The sequence below is a fragment of the Achromobacter sp. MFA1 R4 genome, from assembly GCF_900156745.1.
Lineage (GTDB): Bacteria > Pseudomonadota > Gammaproteobacteria > Burkholderiales > Burkholderiaceae_B > Achromobacter.
In genome coordinates this window covers 178,469-199,387 of the sequence record NZ_LT707065.1, presented here as the reverse complement: position 1 = coordinate 199,387, position 20,919 = coordinate 178,469, and the positions used below count along the sequence as shown (strand labels likewise).

Here is a 20,919-nt window from a genome sequence, read left to right as displayed (position 1 = left end):
GAGATGGAACATCTGAAGCTGCAAGGCGAGGTCCTGGCGAGCGGACTGGAATTCCCGGAGGGGCCCGTGGCCATGCCGGACGGCAGCGTGCTGGTGGTGGAGATCGCCGCGGGACGCCTGACGCGCGTGCTGCCCGATGGCGAGCTGCGCAAGGTGGCCGAGCTGGGCGGCGGGCCGAACGGCGCGGCCTTGGGGCCCGACGGGCACGTCTACGTCTGCAACAACGGCGGGTTCAGCTGGCGCACCGACAACGGCTTCACGCGGCCGACCGGCCCGGCGGCCGACTACGCGGGCGGCAGCATCCAGCGCGTGGACGTGGCGACCGGCGCCGTGCAGACGCTTTACACGCACTGCGACGGCGTGGCGCTGCACGGCCCCAACGACATCGTCTTCGATGCGCACGGCGGCCTCTGGTTCACCGATTTCGGCAAGACCTTTGAAGACCGCATCCTGCGCGGCGCGGTGTATTACGCCCGCGCCGACGGCAGCCACATCCGCCGCGCGGCGCATCCCGTGCTGACGCCCAACGGCGTCGGCCTGTCGCCGGACGGCCGCGTGCTCTACGTGTCAGAGACCGAGACGAGCCGGCTGTGGTCGTACCCGGTCCTGGAGGGCGAGCGCGGACAGCTGGGCGCCGAGCCCTGGCCGTCGCCCAACGGCGGGCGGCTGGTGCATGGCCTGCCGGGCTTCCAACGCTTCGATTCGCTGGCGCTGGAAGCGGGCGGCAACATCTGCGTCGCCACGCTCGTGCGCGGCGGCATCAGCGTGTTCTCGCCGGGTGGCGAGCTGCTGGAGTTCCACGAGGCGCCCGAAGGTTATTGCACCAATATCTGCTTCGGGGGCGCCGACCGGCGCACCGCCTACATCACCCTGTCGGGGCACGGCCAGCTCTTCGCCGCGCGCTGGCCTCGCGCCGGCCTGGCGCTCAACGGAGGATGCTCCCAATGAACCTTCACGCAAAGGACGCATCGATGAAGCGCTCGAAGAACCCCGCCCGCCGGTCGGCCATCGCAGCCATGTTGGGCGCGGCGGCCCTGTGGGCCCTGCACCCGGCGGCCGTGGCGCAAGCGTGGCCCGACAAGCCCATCCGCGTCATCGTGCCTTACGCGGCCGGGCAGGGCGCTGACGTGCTGGCGCGTCTGGTGTTCCAGGAGATCGGCAAACGCCTGAACCAGCCCATCGTCATCGAGAACCGGGCGGGGGCGGGCGGCAACATCGGCTCGGCCGCGGCGGCGCGCGCCCCGGCGGACGGCTACACCTTTCTCTTTGGCACCAACGCCACCAACGCGGCCAACGAATTCCTCTACGCCAACCCCGGCTACGACGCCGCGAAGGATTTCGTGGGCGTGGCCATGATCGGCCTGCTGCCGATGGTGATCGCCACGTCGGACGCGGATCTGCCCGCCAACAGCGTGCCGGCGCTGATCGAGCGGGCCCGCGCCAAGCCCAATGCGTTGAACGTGGGCCTGCCCAGCACCACCGCGCAGGTCGTCTTCGCCGAGTTCGTGAAGTCCGCGCAGGCGCCGCTCTTCGCCGTCAAGTACAAGGCGTCCGGCCAGTCGCTGACGGACACGATGGGAGGACAGATTCCGCTGGCGATCGACACCGTCACCGCGGCCCGTCCGCACCTGGCGAGCGGCAAGCTGCGCGCGGTGGCGATCACTTCGCTCAAGGCGAGCGACATGCTGCCGGGCGTCAAGTCCGTGGCCGAGCAGGGCGTGCAGGGGTTCGACGTGGTGGCCTGGGATGCGCTCTTCGCGCCACGCGGCACGCCGGCCCATATCGTCCAGGAACTTGGCGGCCACATCCGGCATGTCCTCGAACAGCCGGATATGCGCCGCCGGATGCTGGATATCGGCGTCGAACCGCTGGTGATGCCGCCCGCGCAACTGGATGCCTTCGTCAAGGACGAACGCCAGAAGTGGGGCGACATCATCAAGGCCGCCGGGATCCGCATCGAATAACCGCCACGGACAGCGCCAACGCGCGCCCCTTTTTTTGATTACTTGAAGAATGCATTCTGCATTCCGTTGATAGCAAGGAGCATCAAAGTGAGCAATGTCATGAGTCTTCCCCAAGCCGATGTCGGAAACGCGCCCGCCGAAGGCCGCATCACCGACGAGGCCGTCGCCGCCGCCCGCGCGATGATCGGCCTGCACCTGCGGCCCGAAGGGCCCTACCTGCAGGACGCCACGGCGGACACCCTGCGCAACTGGTGCAACGGCATCGGCGACCTGAATCCGCTGTACCGCGATACCGGCTACGCCGCGGGCACGCGCTACGGCACCTTGCTGGGCCATCCCATGTTCCCCATGGCGTTCGGCTGGCTGGGCCGCACCCGCTGGGGCCTGCCCGGCGTGCACGGCTTCTACGCCGGCAACGATTGGGAGCTGTTCCGTCACGTCCGTCCCGGCGACCGCATCACCGCCATCGAACGCGTGGTGGGCGTCGAGGAAAAAGAGAGCAAATTCTCGGGCCGCCTGGTGCTGCAGTACGTGGAGGCCAGCTACTACAACCAGCGCGGCGAACTGGTCGCCCGCGCGCTGGGCACGTGCACCCGCCACGAGCGCAAGGCCGCGCGTGAAACCGGCAAATATAAAGAGATCGTCCAGCACGAATACACCGACGAGGAACGCGACCGCATCGACCAGATGGTGCTGGACGAGCCCAAGAACATCCGCGGCGCCAATGTGCGCTACTGGGAAGACGTGCAGGAGGGCGAGGAACTGCCGACGATCGCGCGCGGTCCGCTGTCGCTGATGGACACGATGGGATTCCTGGTGGGCTGCGGGCGCGGGCACACGCACGGCGTCGTGCTGCAGGCGGCCGTCAAGCATCCGGGCCATTTCTTCCGAAACCCCGAAGCGGGCGGCGGCGTGGAATACACCGGCATCGGCCATCACCGCGAGTCCGTGGCCAAGGAAGTCGGCGTGCCCGGCACCTATGACTACGGCCCGCAGCGTTCGTCGTGGATGTGCTCGCTGGTGACCAACTGGATGGGCGACGCCGGCGTCATCAAGCGCGTGCGCACCGAAATGCGCCGCTTCAACATCATGGGCGACACGACCTTCTGCAAGGGCAAGGTGGCCCGCAAGTACGTGAAGGACAAGACCGGCCTGGTGGACATCGAGCTGGCGGCGGAGAACCAGCGCGGCGAACTGACCACGCCGGGGATCGCCACCGTGGCCCTGCCGTCGCGCGACGTGCGGCTGCCGGCCTTCCTGGACGGTTCGGGCGTCGACCTCGAACTGCCGGTGACGCGCTGATCCGGCCCGCGGCCGCAACCTTTCGAGGCAGCCCCTTATGCAGTCCAACGAAACGCCACACACCGCCACCTTGCCGTTGTCCGGATGCAGCGTCCTGGAGCGGTCAAACACGGTGGCGGCCGCCTATGCCGGACGGATGCTTGCCGCCCTGGGCGCGCGGGTCGTGATGCTGGAGCCGCCCGGCGGTTCGCGCCTGCGGCAGGCGCCGCCGCTGACAGATGACGGCGAAAGCGCGCTCTTCGCGTACCTCGCGGTGGGCAAGCGCAGTCTGCAGGCCGACCTCGCATCGCCCGCCGGCCGCGACCTGCTCGACCGCGAACTGGCGCGCGCCGACATCCTGATCGACGACACGCCGGTGCGCGACCGCGAAACGCTGGGCCTCGTCCCGGGCGACATCGGCCGGCGCTTTCCCCGCCTGGTCCACGTCAGCGTCCTGCCGTTTGGCGCCGAGGGGCCCAAGGCCGATTGGGACGGCGAGGAAGTCAATCTGCTGCACGCGGGCGGCGAAGGGTTTCTGCTGCCCAACGGCCTGTCCAACGAACTGTTCCCCGACCGGCCGCCCCTGAAGATCTACGGCCACTTCGGCGGCTACCAGGGCGGGGCGATGGCGGCGTTTTGCGCGCTGTCGGCATGGTGGGCCGTGCCGGCGAGCGGCGGGCAGTATGTGGACGTGTCGGTGCAGGACGCCGTGCTGTCCGTGGGCGCCTTCGCCTTGCAGCGCCTGGGCGACGGGTCGCTGGAGCACCGGACCAGCCGGCGCTTTCGCTACGGCGGCGTGTTCGAGGCGCAGGACGGGTTCATCGAACTGCTCACGCTGGAGGACCGGCAATGGTCGTCGCTCGTCGACCTGCTGGGCAATCCGGAATGGGCAGCCGATCCCGGGCTGCGCGATCCGCTCGAGCGCAGCCGGCGCGGCGACGAGATCAACGCCCACGTCCGCGCGTGGATGGCGCGTCATCCGGTCGACGACATCGTGCGGCGCGCGCAGGAGCTGGGTGTGCCCGCGGCCAAGTACCGCCTGCCCGCCGAAGTGGTGGCCGGCGAGCAGGAGGCCGCGCGGGGCCTCTTCGCGCCGGCGGTGCTGGCCAACGGGCGTGACGCCCACATCCTGGTTGCGCCGTTCCAGTTCCGTTGCACGCCCTTGCCCAGGAAGGGACGCGTCCCGCCCTTGGGCGACATGGCGCAGGAGACATCCGCATGAACCCATCCGACACCCTCTCCGGCAACCCGCCCCGTGCGCTGCGGGCGCCGCTGGCCGGCGTGCGCATCGCCGATTTCACGATCCACGCGGCTGGCCCGTTCTGCACGCATCTGCTGTCGCAGTTGGGCGCCGAGTGCATCAAGATCGAAAGCCTGACGCGGCCCGACGCATTCCGCAAGCCGCACGCCGTCTATGGCCGCATGTCCGCGGCCACGTTCGACCAGGTGTCGGCCAACAAGCTGTCCGTGCGCCTGAACCTGAAGCAGCCCGAGGCCGTGGCGCTCGCCAAGCGGATCGTGGCGCTGTCCGACGTGGCGGCGGAAAGCTTTCGCCCTGGCGTCATGAAGCGACTGGGGCTGTGCTTCGACGCGCTGCGCGAGGTCAAGCCGGATCTCGTGCTGCTGTCCCTGTCGTCCTGCGGCCAGAGCGGCCCGGACTCGCACTTTGCCGGTTATGCGCCGCTGTTCGGCGCATGGGGCGGGCTGGGATGGATGAGCGGCTATAGCGACGGCCCTCCCGTGGAGATGCGGCACGTGATGGACCACGCGGCCGGCGTGCACGCCGCGCTGGCCACGGTGGCCGCGCTGAACCAGCGCCGGCGCACCGGCCAGGCCCAGCACGTGGACCTGGCGGCGCGCGAGGTCGCTTCGGCCATGATCGGCGATGCGCTGGTCCTGGCCAGCCTGGGCATCACCCCCGAACGGCCGGGCAATGCCGACCTGGCGATGTCCCCGCACGGCGTCTATCCCACCGCGCAGCCGGACCGCTGGCTGACGCTGGCCGTGCGCGACGATGCGCAGTGGCGCACGCTGGCGCGCATGCTGGGTCACGAGGACGACGCCGCGCGCCATCCCGACGCCGCATCGCGTCTGGCGCATCGCGGCGAGATCGATGCCATGGTCACGCAATGGCTTGCGTCGCGCGACGCCGATGCCACGGCCGACGCGTTGCAGCAGGCGGGGCTGTGCGCGCACGTGTCATGGACCATGCAGGACATCGCTTCGGACCCGCATCTGCACGCCCGCGGCGCCGTCACGCCGGTCGAGGCGCCCGGCATTCCCGCCCGCCTGGCGGTGGGCGCGCCGGCCCGCTTCAGCAAGTCGGACGAGATCGGAATCCGCCGCTTGACGCCCGCCTTGGGCCAGGACGAGGATTATGTCTTCGGCGAACTCCTGGGGCTGGACTCGGCCCAGCGCGCGGACCTGCAGGCGCGCGAGGTCATCCTGTAGGCCCTGCCGACCCGGCCCGCATCCCCAACCTTTTGAACCACAACCCTGAGGAAAGCCCGATGAAAGACGCCATCTATCTGGTGCTGGACATGGAGAACGACCTGGTCCACGCCGACGGACCCAATGGCCGCGCCGGCTACGGCGAACAGGTGCGCACCCGCGGCATCGTCGAACATACGCGGCGCGCCGTGGACAAGGCGCGCGCCGCCGGCCTGCCCATCGGCTTCGTGCGCGTGGGCTTTTCGCCCGACTACCGCGAATGCCCGCCCAACTCGCCGATCTTCTCGGGCGCGCGCAAGAACGGCATCTTCAAGCTGGGCGAGTGGGGCACCGAAGTGCATCCCGACCTGGGCCGCCAGCCGCAGGACTTCGACATCGTCAAGCACCGCGTCAGTCCGTTCTACAGCACCAGCCTCGAATCCATCCTGCGCGCTCACGGCATCAAGCGAATCTATTGCTCCGGCATCTCCACCAACGCCGTCGTGCAGGCCACGGTGCGCGAGGGCCACGACCGCGACTACGAAATGATCGTCCTGGAAGACTGCTGCTGCGGCCTGACCGCCGAAGAGCACGACAACGCGATCAAGAGCCTGCAGCGCTTCTGCCGGATCGTCAGCTCCCACGACGTCGTCTTCGAGTGAGGACCTTGTGAACCGACCCAGCCGCAGCCTGCTGTTCGTTCCGGGCGACCGCCCCGAGCGCTACGACCGCGCCGTCGCCAGCGGCGCGCACGAGGTCATCCTGGACCTGGAAGACGCCGTCGCGCCCGCCGCCAAGGACGCGGCCCGCGCCGAGGCGGCCAAATGGCTGGCGAATGGCGGCCAGGCCTGTGTGCGGATCAATCCCCCGGACACCCCTTGGCACGAGGATGACCTGGCGGCGCTGCGCGCCTTGCCCCGGGCCGCCGTGATGCTGCCAAAGGCCAATGCGGGCACACTCGCGCAGGCGCTGGCCGCCTTGCCCGGCCAGCGCATCATTGCGCTGCTCGAAACCGTGGACGGCTACATGGACCTGCCGGCGCTCGCCCGCCTGCCGGGCCTTGCGCGCATCGCCTTCGGCAGCGTCGACTTCGCCATGGACAGCGGTATCGCGGACCAGGACGATGCGATGACGCCCGTGCGCACGGCCATCGCGTTGGCGTCGCGCCACGCGGGCCTGCCCGCGCCCATCGACGGCGTCAGCCTGGAATTCAACGATCCGGACGCGATGCGGGCGCACGCGGTCCGATCCCGGCGCCTCGGCTTTGGCGGCAAACTGTGCATCCACCCGCGGCAGGTGGCGCAGGTCAACGCGGCCTGGCTGCCCACCGAGGCCGAGCAGTCCTGGGCGCGGCGCGTCCTGGAGGCGTTCGAGGCGAGCGGCGGCGCCGCCACCGCCGTCGACGGCAAGATGATCGACAAGCCGGTGGTCGAGCAGGCGCGGGGCATCGTCGCGCAAGCCGGGAGTGCGGCCATGGCTTAACGGTTAGAATCGGGCCCATATGGGCTTTGCGGCCTGCAAGCAGGTTCATCCGGTTCGTCCGGGCCACTCAGGCTTAATCGATGGAATACCGTACAAAAGAGGAACAGGTCGCTGACTATCTGCGCGAGCGCATCATCTCGGGCGTGTTTCCCCGAGGCTCGCGCTTGAAGCAAGCCGAAATCGCCGAGCAACTGCGCCTGAGCATCACGCCCGTGCGCGAGGCCCTCAAGCTGCTCGAGGCCGAGGGCTATATCAGCGGGGATTCGTACCGGGGAGCGCGCGTCGTCCCCTTCGATGCGGGGGCGTCCGCCGAGATCCTGCAACTGCGGCTGCTGCTCGAATCGCAGCTCGTGCGCGCCGCGATCGAACGCATCACCACCCAGGACATCGCCGAGCTGCGCGTGCTGGCCGAGGATTTCGCCAAGTCCTTCGCCAGCGGCGACCGCGCCACCGCTCGCGGCATCAACTACCGCTTCCATCGCCAGCTCTATGACATCGCCCAGTTGCCCCAGACCCTGCATTTCGTGCAGATCCTGTGGGCGCGCTATCCGTTCGACCTGATCAATTCGGCCTCGGGCCGCGGCGACGACGCCGTGCGCGAACACGAGGAGATCCTGCAGGCCTTTGCCTCCGGCGACGCGTCGGCGGCCATGCTGGCCATGCGCAAGCACATCGAGTCGGGCTGGAAGGTGCTGAAGTCGCTGAGCGACGCCGGCCCGGCGGAGTAAGAACCGCCCAGGGTGATGACTTTTGTCAACAACCCTCCCCGGAACTGCGCCAACATGATCGGGCGGACCCACCTCGCGATTTGACCGCGGGTCCCGCCACGGGGAGGCATCATGGGCGTTCGTAGCGGTGCAATAGGGCTTCTTCTTATGGTCCTGGCCGTCCTGCAAGGGGGCGTGGCCGCCGCGCAGCCGGTGGATCTGATGGCGCCGATTTCTCCGGCCGCGCTCGAACGCGTGAATCAGGACGCCGAAGCCACCCTGCTGCGGCTGTACCGCCAGTCGCCAAAAGCCCAGGCGCTGATCGCCCGGTCTTTCGGGGTGCTGGTGGTGTCCGCCATGCAGGCCGAGGCAGACGCCCCGGGCGTCGCCCAGGGGCGGGGCGTGTTGATCGACGCCGTGGGGGCGCGCAGCTACTACAACGTTGTCGCCAGCCTGGCCTCGTCGGTGCTCGGGCTCAGGGGCAAGGCGCTGATACTGGTCTTTTCGGACTACGAATCCATGCGCGCGTTCCAGGCCCTCCCGGGCTGGGTCGAAGGTGTCAACGGCGCCATCCAGATTCTGGACGACACGCACCTGGCCAGCCGCCGCGAGCCGGTCATTGAACCCATCGCTGCCTTCATCCTTTCCGATACCGGCCTGGTGCGCGGCCTGTCGCTCAAGGGAAGCCTGTTCATCCGGGTGCCGATGTACCTGTGCGCCGAGCACGCGCAGCCTTCCCCGCCGGATGCCGCCAAGCCCTGATCGCTGGGCTCCCGGCCTCGCGGGAAACTTGACTTCGGTCAAGTTGCCGACGGCATGGCGTACTAAGCTGAAAGCGCACCGCCGTTCAACTGCCGGAGTCCACCATGACCGCCACGATGAAAGCTGCCGTCTTTGCAGGTCCGGGCCGCATCGAAATCAGGGAAAAGCCCATTCCCGCAGTGGGACCGAACGACGCGCTGATCAAAATCACCACCACCACCATCTGCGGCACCGACATTCACATCCTCAAAGGTGAATACCCGGTCGCGCCCGGACTGACCGTCGGCCATGAACCGGTCGGCATCATCGAGAAGCTGGGAAGCGCCGTCACCGGCTACGAAGAAGGACAGCGCGTGATCGCCGGCGCCATCTGCCCGAACTTCAATTCCTACGCGGCGCAGGACGGCGCGCCATCCCAGGATGGCAGCTACCTGATGGCCAGCGGCCTATGCGGGTGCCATGGATACCGGGCCACCGCCGGATGGCGCTTTGGCAACATCATCGATGGCGCCCAGGCCGAGTATCTGCTGGTGCCCGATGCGCAGGCCAATCTGGCGCCGGTGCCGGACGCCCTGACCGATGAACAGGTGTTGATGTGCCCGGACATCATGTCGACCGGCTTCAAGGGCGCCGAGAATGCCAACATCCGCATCGGCGATACGGTCGCGGTGTTCGCGCAAGGCCCGATCGGACTGTGCGCGACAGCAGGCGCCCGGCTGCTGGGAGCCACCACCGTCATCGGCGTGGACGGCAACGCGCAGCGCCTGGCCATGGCGCGCAACTGGGGCGCCGATGTGGTCCTGAACTTCCACGAATGCGATGTGGTGGAAGAAATCCTGCGGTTGACGGGCGGCAAAGGGGTGGATTCGGCGATTGAAGCCCTGGGGCAGCAGACCACATTCGAATCCGCCCTGCGCGTGTTGAAGCCAGGCGGGACGCTATCGAGCCTGGGTGTGTATTCCAGCGATCTGACGATTCCCGTGTCGGCGTTCGCGGCGGGCCTCGGCGACCACCGGATAAACACCGCGCTTTGCCCCGGCGGCAAGGAACGCATGCGGCGCCTCATGAACGTCCTGGAATCCGGCCGGCTGGATTTGAGGAAGATGGTCACGCACCATTTCAGCCTGGACCAGATCACCGACGCCTACGATCTGTTCGGCAATCAGCGCGACAACGTGCTGAAGGTGGCCGTTCGTCCGGCTTGAGCGGGGTCTCCGCGGTGCTTCAATGCTGGGGGGCACGTTTCGGGCCGACGTGCTTCCCCCCCTTCATGCAGTCAATCACCGATGGTCGAGGGCTTTATCAGCTTTAATCCACGCGCCCCGTTGTAGCCGAGCGTTCCGATCAGCGTTCAGATCCGTGTTCCGATCCTTGTTCCGGCGCGGCCGGCGCGGCGTACCACTGCGCCGGTGGCACGACCTTCGGCTGGTCGGGGTCTCCCTCGTAGGCGGGAGTCATGATCTGCACCTTGTATTCGTTGAAGACATCCAGAATGTGGCGATGCAGTTCCGCATAGGTCTTGGCGATCGTCTGCGTGTCGCGGACGTACACGTTCAATTCATACTTGACCGAAAAATCCCCCAGCGTGGTCAGCAGGACAAATGGCGCGGGGTCCGCGAGTACGCCGGCGGTTCGCGCAGCCGCGGTGCGCAGCATGGCCTCCACCTGCCGCCACGGGACCTCATAGCTGATGCCGACCGAGGTGTGCAGAATCAATCCCCTGGCTTGGGCAAGGGAGCTGTAATTCGTCACGTCGCTGTTCAGGATCTGCGAGTTGGGAATCGTCACTTCCTCGTTCTTGGCGGTCCGCAGATGGATCACCTGAAGACGGACGGCCACGACTTCGCCGGTCACGTCCCCCACCTTGACCCGATCCCCGACCTTGAAAACCCGTCGATAGGTCATCAGGTAGCCCGCGATGAGATTGGAAATCGCCGTTGATGAGCCCAGCGATACCACCAGGCCGATGAAGATCGAGATCCCCTTGAACGCCGCGGTTTCAGAGCCCGGGATGTAGGGGTACGCGACGATAAGCGCAAACGCCAGGATCAACACCCGGACGAGCTTGTAGGTCGGGATGGCCCATTCCGGTTCGAACTGCGCGAATGCCACGCGCTTTTGTTCCACCGCATCGAAGAACTTCCAGGTTCGCCGCAGTACAAAGCGGGTCAGGTAGTAGATGAGGACGAGAATGAGAACGTCCGGAATGATCGCGGCCACGGATCTTCCCAGGTTCCCGGCCGTGCCGGTGGCCAGGTTCAACAGGTCGTTGGAAGCAGAGCGGGTCCAGGGAAAGAGCGCCAGCACATACTGCAGATACGCGTAAATCGACACGACGATGGTTGCAAGGCCGATGCCGAGCACCAACCGGTGCAAGACCTTCCAGATGGTATCCGACCGCACAACCTCGAAAGACTGTATTTCGACGGCGTGGACGCGACGCTCCAGACGCCGGGAGACGGCCTTGTCCAGCCACCGGTTCAGCATGAGGAGAATGGCAATTCCCACCGCCAACAAGGCGGTCGCCACTGCGGCGGAGAGGCCCGACTTGAGCAGGGCGTCGGTTGTGCGGGCAGCCCTGAATTCGTCGATGGCCCGCTGGATGCGGATCAGGTGCAGTGCCGCGACATTGTCGCGGCTGGTCTGCTCAAGCTGCGCATCGGCATCCGTCACCATCATCACCGCGGTCTTTCCCGCCAGGATGAGGGTGCCGTTGTCGGCCTCTTCAACCTTTACCTCGCCGCTTGGAAAAGACCGGTTCGACGCAACGTCGACGATTCTTTGCTGGATGCCCTTGGCCCGCTTGTCGGCCGGAAAGGACGACAGTCCACGAACCTGGAACAGGACCTGGCCATCGATTTCGACCGGGGCGGTCTCCAGCGTCTGTTCAAGGGAAGACGTTGCCGGCGCACGCGACGCTTCGCCTGCTGCGCCCTGCGAAGGCGCCGGCATCAGTAACAGTGCGGCAAGGATGGAGCACCAGAGTTTTCCAGCCATATCTTTCTCCCGCGCCGATGTCGCACCGCCATTTCGCTGCGAAGGCGAAACGTGAGCCATTGAGCGGCAATGCCCGAAACCCGGCAAGTCCGTGGTGAGCGCAGCGTGCCGAGTGGCTTGATCCATCTTAAGCCTGCGCGATCGGGCTGCGCGGAAGTTGATTGTCGTCAATGAATGGCGTTGTTCGCGCTTGCCTGCCGCGCCACGTTCGTCTTGTCTCCCTAAAATGCAGATACGCCGCTTGGCGAAACGCACGCGATTTCATGGAGCTCGATGCCATGATCAAAATGAAGACTCTTCCGCCTAACGAGTACGTCAGGCTGATAAACCACCTCAATGAGAAGGTGTGCGCGGGCGCCAGCGGGTTGTTGGTGACTTACACAGTCAGCGGCGTGGACTTGGGTCAGCGCACCCACCTGAAGGTCCCCCGCCACGCGGTCTCTGCGTCGGCATCCTCCATTATCGAACTGCGGCGAAGAGGCATATTCTGCTTTCCCATCCTCGCGCCGCTCGATGGCGCAGCGGCAGATCTGACGCCTTACCGCAGCGCAGCGGTGGCTTCGCGCAGCCGCGGCGCGATCGCAAGCTGAACCCAGGCGCTGTTGTTCATGTTTGGCATCGGCTGTTCCGTGGGGCCCGGTTTCTTTCGCGGGATGAAGGATGGCGGGGGGCGGTGCTTGGCGTGGCCGGGACGCCGCTGGCGTCCCCCGCCTCCCGTCCCGCTCCCGCCTAGTACCGCCACCGCACGTTCAACGACCCCGAGTGCTCCCGATTGCCGCCGCCATACTGCCCGCTGTAGAACAGGCCCAGCGTGGCGTTGGCGGACATGGCTACTTCGGCGCCCAGCTCGGCCAGCGCCGCGTTGCGCGCGATGGGCGTGCCCGACACGGTGAAGGCCTGGCCGCCGTCGAACGCCAAGGTGGACTGAGGCGCCACGTCGCCGAAGGCATGGCGCCAGCCCAGCGTGCCGTGCAAGCGGCCTTCGGCGCGGCCCAGCATGAAGGCGGTCTGCGCGCGCAGGCCCAGCGTGGACGTGGTCTGCTTGTCGCTGCTGCTTTGGCCGTGCAGCGCCGCCGATCCGCCGGATTCCGAGAAGCTGCGCGTGCGCAGATCGCTCCACGCAACGCCGGCGAACGGTTCGATGCTGGCGCGGTCGGACAGCGGCATCGCATAACCCAGTTCGGTGAAGAGCTGAGCCGTGCTGGCGCCGTAATCGGCGGTCAGCTTCTGCTGGACGCCGGACACGGAGGCATGGCGTTCGGTGCTGACGTCGTGCCAGGTGTAGGCGGCGCCCGCCAGCAGGTTGAGCTTGCCCGCGCCAGCCGCGAAGGATTTGCCGCCGTACACGCTGGCGCTGTAGCCGGACACGTCGGATTGCGATGCGCGGCCATCGACGGTGATCCTGCTGTCGGTGTAGCCCAGCGCGCCGCCCAGGCGCCAGCCGTTGCCCACGGCATGATCGGCGCCCGCAAAGACGCCGCCCGTATGCTGGCGGACCTGCGCCGTGTTGGCATCGCCTTGCAGCGTTTGCCAATTGCCCACCACTTCGGCCCAGGCAGGCTGCGCGTTGGACGAGGGCAGGGCGGAGGCGGGGAAGGTGCCGCCGGCCTGTGCCGTGGGCGCGCCCGCACGCATGCCGGCGTTCAGGTTGGCGCGCAGGTGCGACAGCGGCAGGGTGCGCGAGACGGCGCCGGCCCCCATCAGGCTGGACGCCACGCTGGCGTGCGCCTCGCCCGAGAGGCTGTTGAAGACTGCGGGCGGCGCGCCTTCGGGCAGGGTCAGGACATACTCATGCAAGGGGTTGCCGGCGGGCAGGCTGTCGAGCGCATTGGCCACGGCGCGTTGATTGCTGCTTTGCGCCGCATCGGCGAAGGCGATCGGGCGTGGCGGCGTGGCGGGGTCGACGGGATTGACCGGCGCCTGCTTGCGTTCCAGTTGCAGCGTGACGTTTTGCGCGGCGTATTGCAGCGTGGGATTCAGATAGGCGTAGTTGGACGACACGGTGTCGAAGTGGCCATTGATGGCGCCCGCCGTCAGGATCGTGTATTGCCGGGTGCTGTCGAAGCCGCCCTCCGGGCCGATATGAACGACGGACCCGGCCAGGTTGGCGGCGCCCGTGACAGCCACGCGCGCGCTGGCCGACGACGCGGGATCCGCCGCCACCTGGTAGGTGGAGCCCGGCAGCAGGGTCAGGTCGCCCGCCACCGTCAGGACGCCGCCCAGGTTGCCCGGGGCCAGGATGGCGCCGCTGCGCAGGGTGGTGGACCCGACCTGGCCCGCGCCTTGCAGTTGCGCGCCGCTGGACACCACCAGGGAGCCCCCCAGCGTGGCGGCCGACGCGATGTCCAGCGTGCCTGCCTCGACCAGCAGGTTGCCGGTGTACGCGCTGCCGTTGCCAAAGACGCGCAAGGTGCCCGCGCCCGACTTGGTCAGTTCGCCATTGCCGGTGATGGCCCCGCCCAGGCCCAGGGTGCTGCCGGCGCTAACCGCGAGGCCGCTGGCGGCAGCGACCTTGACGGCGCGTGCGGTGTCGAAACTGGCCGTCGTGGCCAGCACGCCGCCGCTCAGCATCAGACCGCCCGAGGCGGCGCCCAGGTTGGCGTCGCGCGACACGGACAGCGTGCCCTGGCGGATGTCGGTGCCGCCGGTGTAGGTGTTGTCCGCCGCCAGGACGAGCGTGCCGAAATCGGTCTTGGCCAGCGTGCTGGCGCCCGTGAGCGACGACGCGATGGTGCCGGTCATGGCCGCATCCGCGATCGATCCCGTCCCCACGCGGACGATGCTGACGCCGCCCGCGCCTTGCAGCGCGATCGCGTCGCCCTGGATACGATAGCCATCGGCAGCGATCTGCAGGCCAGTGACGCCGATGGCGCCCGCCGCGTCATCGACCGTGACGGTGCCGGCTTGCCCCTGGAACACGGCGTAGGTCGGGTTCGGCTTGAACACGCCATTGAGCGTGCCGTCCACGCTGGTCCAGTTGAGGTTGTCGGCGCGCCATGTGCCTCCGCCTCCGTCGACGGCGGCGTTGTCATGCAGCGCGGCGTTGCCGCCGTCCCAGAAGCCCAGCGCGGCGCCGGCGGTCGAGGCCAGATTGACCTGGCCGGCAACGGACGTCTGCACGGTCAGGGCGTTGGCGTCCACGCCCGCGGGTGTGATGCCGATGGCCAGGTGGTTGTCGGTCAAGCTACCGGCATAGTCGAACAGGCGGTAGACGCCCGCGCCAAAGCCGCCTTGGTCCGCCACGTTGAGCGTGCCGGCCAGGGTGAGGTCGCCGCCCACATTGAAGAGGCCGCTGTTGGGCGCGCTGCCCAGTCCGACATTCACCTGGCTGGCGCCGGTCAGCGACAGGTCCCCTACGATGGTCAGCATCTGCCCTTGCACGCCTTCCAGCGCGCCGCCGGTCAGCGCGGCGTTGCCCGTGATGGTGCCCGCGCCCGCGAGGACGCCCGTGCCGCTGGCGGCCGCGTTGCCGCGCAAGAGGCCATCGACCTGCAGGCGTCCGCCTGTGACGCTGGCCGAGCCGCCCAGCGCGTTGGCCACGCGCAGCGTGCCTGCCTGCACCTGGGTCTGGCCGGCGTATGCCTGGCTGTCACCCAGCAATTGCAGCTGGCCCGCGCCGGTCTTCACCAGGCTGCCCGTGCCCGTCAATTGACCGGCAAAAGCCGCGCCGGCGGCCTCTTCGAATACGACCGTGCCATTGTTCAGCAGATTGCCCCGGATGGCGCTGGCGTTGCCCGCCAGCGTGCCGGCCTCCACGCGCGTGTTGCCGTAGGTGTTGGCGCCGGACAGCGTCAGCGTGCCGGCGCCTTGCTTTTGCAGGTCGGCCGCGCCGCTGATGTTGCCTTGCAGGCCCAGCGTGGTGCCCGCGTCGACATCGATGACGCCGTCCTGCAGCAGCGACACCGCGCGCGCGCTGTCGAAGCTGGCGGTCGTGGCCAGCGTCCCGCCGTTGAGCGTGACGGCGCCTGCCGTCGCGCCCAGGTTGGCGTCGGCGGACACGGACAGCGTGCCCTGGCGGACTTCGGTGCCGCCGGTATAGGTGTTGTTGCCCGCCAGCACCAGCGTGCCGAAGTCCGACTTCACCAGCGTGCTGGCGCCGGTCAGGCTGGAGGCAATGGTGCCGCGCATGCCGGCGCTTGCGGCCATGCCCGTGCCCACGCGGATGATGCTTTCGCCGCCCGCGCCCTGCAGCGCGATCGCGTCGCCCTCGATGCGATAGCCGTCGGTCGCGATCTGCATGCCCGTCACGCCGATGGCGCCCGCGGTGTCGTCCACCGTCACCGTGCCTCCAGCGCCCTGAAACACCGCAAAGGTCGGGTTGGGCTGGAACCGGCCGTTGAGCGCGCCATCGCCATCCGTCCAGTTCAAGCCATCGGCGCGCCATGCGCCCGTGCCGCCATCGATCAGGCCGTTGTCGCGCTGCGCCGCGTTGGCGCCGTCCCAGAAGCTCAGCGTTGCGCCGGCGGTCGACAGCAGGTTGACCTGCCCGCCCACGGCGGTCTGAAGGCGCAGATCGCTCGCGTCGATGCCGCTGGGCGTGGCGCCGACGCTCATGGTGTTGCCGGTCAGCGCGCCGGCATAGTCGAACAGCCGGTACACGCCCGCGCCAAAGCCGCCCTGGTCGGCGACGTTCAACGTGCCATTCAGGCCGAGGTCGCCGTCCACCTGCACGAGCGCGCTGTTCGAGGCTGCGCCCAGGCTGACGTTGACGCGGCTGGCGCTATCCATCAGAAGGTTGCCGCCGATGGTCAGCGTCTGGCCTTGCGTGGCTTGCAGCACGCCGCTGGTCAGCGTGACGTTTTGATTGATGCGGCCCGAGCCGCCCAGCGTGCTGTTGTCCTGCACCGCGACGCTGCCGGCGATCGTGCCATTTGCGATCAGGGTGCCGCCCGTCAACACCCGGGTCAGGCCGGTGTAGGTGTTGACGCCCGACAGGGTCAGCGAACCGGGCCCGGCTTTGTCCAGGCCGCCTGTGCCCGAGAGCGTGCCCGCGAAGTTGCCCGTTTGCAGGGTCAGCGTATTGGCGCCCAGCGCGACCGTGCCCGCGCCCGAGAGCAATCCCAGGCCCCGGTTCCCCCCGGCGGACAGATCAAGCGTCCCGCCCGCGTTCACCGTGACGCCGGCCGTGGGAAGCACGCTGCCCCCCGCGCCCAGCGCCAGGGTGCCGCCGCTGACCGCCACGCTGCCGCCAAAGGTGTTGGCGCCCGACAGCGTCTGCGTGCCCGCGCCCGTTTTGATCAGCGAACCTGCGCCGGATATGACTCCCGAGAAGATGTAGCTGGCGTTGCTGTCCAAGGTCAGCGTGCTGGCGCCAAGCTGGACGACGCCACTGCCCATCAGGCCGCCCACGGTCTGGTTGCCTGCGGCGGACAGGTCGAGGGTGCTGGCCATGGTGGACAGAGAGACCTCCGGGGCGCTCAAGCTGCCCCCGGCGCCGATCGCCAGCGTGCCCGCCGTGATGGCGACCGAGCTCCCGGCAGTGTTCGTACCGGTCAGGGTCACGGTACCCGTCCCCGCCTTGTACAAGACGCCGGTGCCGGAGATGTCGCCGGCATACGTGCCGTTCGTGTCTTGCCGGAACATCAGTTGGCCATTGTTGAGGACGTCGCCCAGCACGCTTTGCGTGCCGGTATCCAGCGCCGAGCCGGACTGGATGGTGGTCAGGCCGGCGTACGTGTTGGCGCCATTCATGACGACCACGGCCGGCCCCGCGATGGTCAAGCCGCCCGTGCCCGATATCGTGCCGTCCAGCAGCATGTCGTTATTGCCCGCCAGGGTCAGGCCGCCGGCGCCAAGCACGAAATCGTTGTCCAGGAGCAGGCCGCTGGCCGGGCCCGTGATGGTGCCGCCATTTGCCGTGATCTGCGCGGTGCCCAGCACGTCGTTGTTGGTGATGTTGGCCAGGCCGCTGTTCAGGGTGACGGCGCTGCCCACCACCGCGGGTCCGGTCAGGTTCCAGGTGCCGCTGTTGATCACCAGGTTGTCGAAGTTGCGGTACGTGTCCCCCGAGATTTCGGTCGGGGCGCCGCCCGCGCCGCTGCCGGTGCCGGCAGACGGCAACACCGATTGCAGCACCAGGGTGTTGTTTGCTCCCGCACCGCCATCGACCGTGCCGGGCGGGGCGAAGCGCAACCCCGGAATCGTATCCACGGTCAGGTCCGCCACTGCGGTGCCCGATCCGCGCAACACCGTCGAACCCGAGACCGCGGTAAAGGTGTTGTTGCTTCCCTGGCCGAACGAGATGCCCCCGACGATCGTGCCCGCATTGGTGAAGCTGTGGCCTAGGCCGGGGGTGCCGACCTCCGCCAGCGCGATGCGTCCGATGATGGTTCCTGAGGACAGGTTCTCGAACATCACCTGGCCGCCGCCGTAGGCGGCGATCACCGGCATGTCCGCGCCGGCCACGATCAATCCCGTGCGCGGGCTGCTACGGATCAAGCCTGCGTTGCTCAGGCGGGTCGTGCCGCCCGCACCGTTGTGCACGGCGATGGCCATGCTGGACAGGTCGGGCAGGCTGGGTTCCCCGCCCACGACCCCGCCAATCGTGCCCGTCGCGGTGTTGACGATGCTGAGGGTGTTGACCGAACCGTTGCCCATGGCCACCCCGGCCGCCACGACCGAAGAGGGGCCCAGGATGGTCGGGTCGATCCAGCCCGAGTTGGTCAGCGTGACGGTGCTGCCGGTCAGATTCATCGCCGTGCCGCCTGCGCCCGGTATAACGCCTACCGTCGCGTCTTGCTGCACCGTGACGGTGCCGTCGATAGCCATTGCGTAGCCGGGAAACAGCGGATTGGCGGCGCCGGTGCACACGGCGTTGCTGCCGACCAGCGAACAGGTGGCCTGAACCGCGGCGCTCAAGCTGGATAGCCCCATGGCCAGCGCCACGCTCAAGGCATAGCGCGGCGCGCGCGCGCTGACCCGCCCGCCCGACGACGAGCGTCCGCCGCGCGCTTGCGCCGCCAATTCCGATGCCGCTTGCCAGACGCGCAGCTTGCGATTCCATACCAACCGGTAAGTGTGATTCAAAACGGGGCTCTCCAGGGGCGATGGCGGCATTCCTGGGTGCACGGGCAGTGTGCCGGCGGCGAGCGCGGGCCCCAAAGCGCGCCTGCACGAGAGAGGCGCGCCAAAGCTTCTGGAATGACGGCTGATGTGTGGGGTGAATCCGGGTCAATTAGTAACTTGTCTACGGCGCCGTCAATCAAGAGAAAAAAGGGAAACTTGCCGCCTATTCCGGCGATTTGGCCGGGCGGCCCGCCCTGGGCGCGGGCGGCCAGCGCGCTGTCCTCGGCGCCGCGCGCGCGCCCGCAGCCGCGGCGCCCCACCGTCTTGCGCCTGGCGCCACGCCGCCGCTCTGCGGCGATAATTGCGGTTTTCCGGCCGCGCCTGAGCGCCGTGGAGCTGTTTACGTGGGCAAGCACAACGATCCGGCTGTTCCCCCGCTGACGCTGTCGGCGGCGTTGCAGGCCGCGCACGCGCATTGGAATGCGGGCCAGGCGCCCCAAGCCGAGCAGCTTTGCCTGCGGATCCTCCAAGGGGCGCCCGACCAGCCCGACGCGCGGCATCTGCTGGGGGTGATCGCGCATGCCTATGGCCTGGCGGACGTAGCCATTGCGCATCTGCGGGTGGCCTGCCGGCCGGCATCCGCGCCCGCCCTCTACTGCAGCAACCTGGCCGAAATGTGCCGGCAGCAAGGCTTGCTGGACGAAGCGGAACGCGCGGCGCGGCGCGCGGTGGCCGCGGAACCGACGCTGGCCGAGGGCTGGAACAACCTGGGCATCATCCTGCAGGAAACAGGCCAACTGGCCGCCAGCCTGGAATGCCTGCAACGCGTGGCCACCCTGCTGCCGGACAGCGCCGAAGCCCACAACAACCTGGGCAACACCTGCAAGCTCCTGGGCGACAACGCGCAGGCGCTGCGGCACTACCAGCATGCGCTGGCGCTGAACCCGCGCTTCGTATTGGCGCTGTGCAACCTGTCGGCGGTCCTGCGCGACGACGGCCAGCATGCGGCGGCTTTGGCCGCCGTCCGGCGCGCCATCGACATCGACCCGCTGACGCCCCAAGCCCACCAGATCCTCGCCAGTCTCGACGCCACGCACGCCGCCAGCCCGCAACCGGCGGCGCTGGCGCCCTTTCAGGCCGTGCACGCGCAGGCGCAGGCCCTGTTGCTGGCCGGGCGCCACGCGGACGCCGACGCGTTGCTGCAGCAGGCGCTAGCGGACGGCGCCGGACCGATCGCGCTTTGGCGGCAACGGGTCGCGGCCCTGCGCGCGCTGGGCAGGGACGATGAGGCGCGGGTCATCCTGGAACGGGTGGTGGCGGCCACGCCCGGCGATGCGGGGGCACGTTTCGATCTGGCCGAAGTGCTGTTGCTGCAAGGCGAATTCGAGGCCGGCTGGCGCGAATACCGCTTCCGCTATCAGATGCCGCATACGGTGCTGCGGGGCCGCCCCATGCAGCAGCCGCGTTGGGAAGGGCAGCCCATCGCGGGCCAGACCCTGCTGATCCACGACGAACAGGGTTTTGGCGATACGTTCCAGTTCCTGCGGCTGGTGGCCCTGGCGCGCGCGCGCAGCGGGGCCCGGGTCATCCTGGAAGTCAACGCCGCCTGCCATGCGCTGGCCGCGCGCAGCGGCGGCTTCGACCAGATCATTCCCGCGGGCACCGTGCCGCCCGCGTTCGATTGCCACTGCGAGCTGATGAGCCTGCCGCTGGCCCTGGGCCTGCGCCTTCACGATCTGCCCGTCAGCACCGCTTATCTGCGCGCGGACCCGCAACGGGTGGCGCATTGGCGCGCGCGCCTGGCGACGCTGCCCCGGCCCTGGGTCGGGCTGGTGTGGGCCGGCCGGCCCAGCCATCCCAATGACGCGCAACGCTCCATGGCGCTGGCCGACCTGGCGCCGCTGGCGCAACCGGGTGTGAGCTTCATCGGCCTGCAAATGGGCCCGGCGGCCGCCGACGCCGCCAAGCCGCCCGCGGGCATGTCGCTGCTGTCGCTGCGCGACGAGATCCGCGACTTCGACGACACCGCGGCAATCATCACGCTGCTGGATGTCCTGGTGACCGTGGACTCTTCGCCCGCGCACCTGGCCGGCGCGCTGGGCTGCCCCGCATGGGTGCTGCTGCCCTTCGCGCCGGACTGGCGCTGGCTGCGCGGCCGCGCCGACTCGCCATGGTATCCGTCCATGCGCCTGTTTCGCCAGCCGGGACCGCGCAACTGGGGGCCGGTATTGCGCGAGGTGGCGGCGTCGTTGGCGGCGTTGAAACAGCCCGCCGGAAGCTGAGGACGGCCC

The 20,919-nt window shown here is 68.5% G+C and carries 14 protein-coding genes; 12 read left to right on the top strand and 2 right to left on the bottom strand.

All coding sequences use genetic code 11. The features are described 5' to 3' along the window. The first annotated feature begins 3 nt into the window (after positions 1 to 3). From BXA00_RS00805 to BXA00_RS00760, 10 genes are all read left to right on the top strand, one after another. Positions 4 to 948 (top strand): SMP-30/gluconolactonase/LRE family protein, encoded by a 945-nt coding sequence (locus BXA00_RS00805; protein ID WP_156902708.1) that lies wholly within the window; start codon positions 4 to 6, stop codon positions 946 to 948. After that, entirely contained in the window at positions 945 to 1,964 is a 1,020-nt protein-coding gene (locus BXA00_RS00800) for a tripartite tricarboxylate transporter substrate binding protein (RefSeq protein WP_231952180.1), read from the top strand. Before BXA00_RS00805 ends, BXA00_RS00800 begins: the two co-directional genes overlap by 4 nt. 99 nt (positions 1,965 to 2,063) lie before the next feature. Beyond that, complete coding sequence (locus tag BXA00_RS00795; protein ID WP_076515384.1) at positions 2,064 to 3,266, top strand: MaoC family dehydratase N-terminal domain-containing protein; 1,203 nt, start codon at positions 2,064 to 2,066, stop codon at positions 3,264 to 3,266. 37 nt (positions 3,267 to 3,303) lie between these two features. Further along, complete coding sequence (locus BXA00_RS00790; protein WP_076515382.1) at positions 3,304 to 4,467, top strand: CaiB/BaiF CoA-transferase family protein; 1,164 nt, start codon at positions 3,304 to 3,306, stop codon at positions 4,465 to 4,467. Next, positions 4,464 to 5,696 carry a CaiB/BaiF CoA-transferase family protein gene (locus tag BXA00_RS00785; protein ID WP_076515380.1) on the top strand — a complete coding sequence of 411 codons (1,233 nt, stop codon included), beginning with the start codon at positions 4,464 to 4,466 and terminating at the stop codon, positions 5,694 to 5,696. Before BXA00_RS00790 ends, BXA00_RS00785 begins: the two co-directional genes overlap by 4 nt. A 59-nt stretch (positions 5,697 to 5,755) precedes the next feature. Then, entirely contained in the window at positions 5,756 to 6,337 is a 582-nt protein-coding gene (locus tag BXA00_RS00780; RefSeq protein WP_076515378.1) for a cysteine hydrolase, read from the top strand. A gap of 7 nt (positions 6,338 to 6,344) precedes the next feature. Beyond that, complete coding sequence (locus BXA00_RS00775; protein ID WP_076515376.1) at positions 6,345 to 7,157, top strand: CoA ester lyase; 813 nt, start codon at positions 6,345 to 6,347, stop codon at positions 7,155 to 7,157. Positions 7,158 to 7,237: 80 nt separating this feature from the next. Further along, positions 7,238 to 7,885: a GntR family transcriptional regulator gene (locus BXA00_RS00770; protein ID WP_076515374.1), complete on the top strand. Its 648-nt coding sequence runs from the start codon at positions 7,238 to 7,240 to the stop codon at positions 7,883 to 7,885. Between the two features lie 147 nt (positions 7,886 to 8,032). Continuing rightward, complete coding sequence (locus BXA00_RS00765; protein ID WP_231952179.1) at positions 8,033 to 8,626, top strand: hypothetical protein; 594 nt, start codon at positions 8,033 to 8,035, stop codon at positions 8,624 to 8,626. A 104-nt stretch (positions 8,627 to 8,730) separates the two neighbouring features. Continuing rightward, positions 8,731 to 9,831, top strand: a complete 1,101-nt coding sequence (locus tag BXA00_RS00760; RefSeq protein ID WP_076515370.1) for an NAD(P)-dependent alcohol dehydrogenase — start codon at positions 8,731 to 8,733, stop codon at positions 9,829 to 9,831. A 139-nt stretch (positions 9,832 to 9,970) separates the two neighbouring features. On the opposite strand, the gene BXA00_RS00755 is transcribed toward BXA00_RS00760, so the two are convergent. Then, on the bottom strand, positions 9,971 to 11,878 hold the full coding sequence (locus BXA00_RS00755) for a mechanosensitive ion channel family protein (protein ID WP_231952178.1): 1,908 nt from the start codon (positions 11,876 to 11,878) through the stop codon (positions 9,971 to 9,973). 8 nt (positions 11,879 to 11,886) lie between these two features. Here BXA00_RS00755 and BXA00_RS00750 point away from each other — a divergent pair, with 8 nt between their 5' ends. Continuing rightward, positions 11,887 to 12,213, top strand: a complete 327-nt coding sequence (locus tag BXA00_RS00750; protein WP_076515366.1) for a hypothetical protein — start codon at positions 11,887 to 11,889, stop codon at positions 12,211 to 12,213. Between the two features lie 139 nt (positions 12,214 to 12,352). Here the strand turns inward: BXA00_RS00750 and BXA00_RS00745 are convergent, their stop codons facing one another. Further along, on the bottom strand, positions 12,353 to 18,649 hold the full coding sequence (locus BXA00_RS00745; RefSeq protein ID WP_172805838.1) for an autotransporter domain-containing protein: 6,297 nt from the start codon (positions 18,647 to 18,649) through the stop codon (positions 12,353 to 12,355). Positions 18,650 to 19,032: 383 nt separating this feature from the next. On the opposite strand from BXA00_RS00745, the gene BXA00_RS00740 reads away from it, so the two are divergent. Next, on the top strand, positions 19,033 to 20,910 hold the full coding sequence (locus BXA00_RS00740; RefSeq protein ID WP_076515362.1) for a tetratricopeptide repeat protein: 1,878 nt from the start codon (positions 19,033 to 19,035) through the stop codon (positions 20,908 to 20,910). The last annotated feature ends 9 nt before the right edge of the window (positions 20,911 to 20,919 follow it).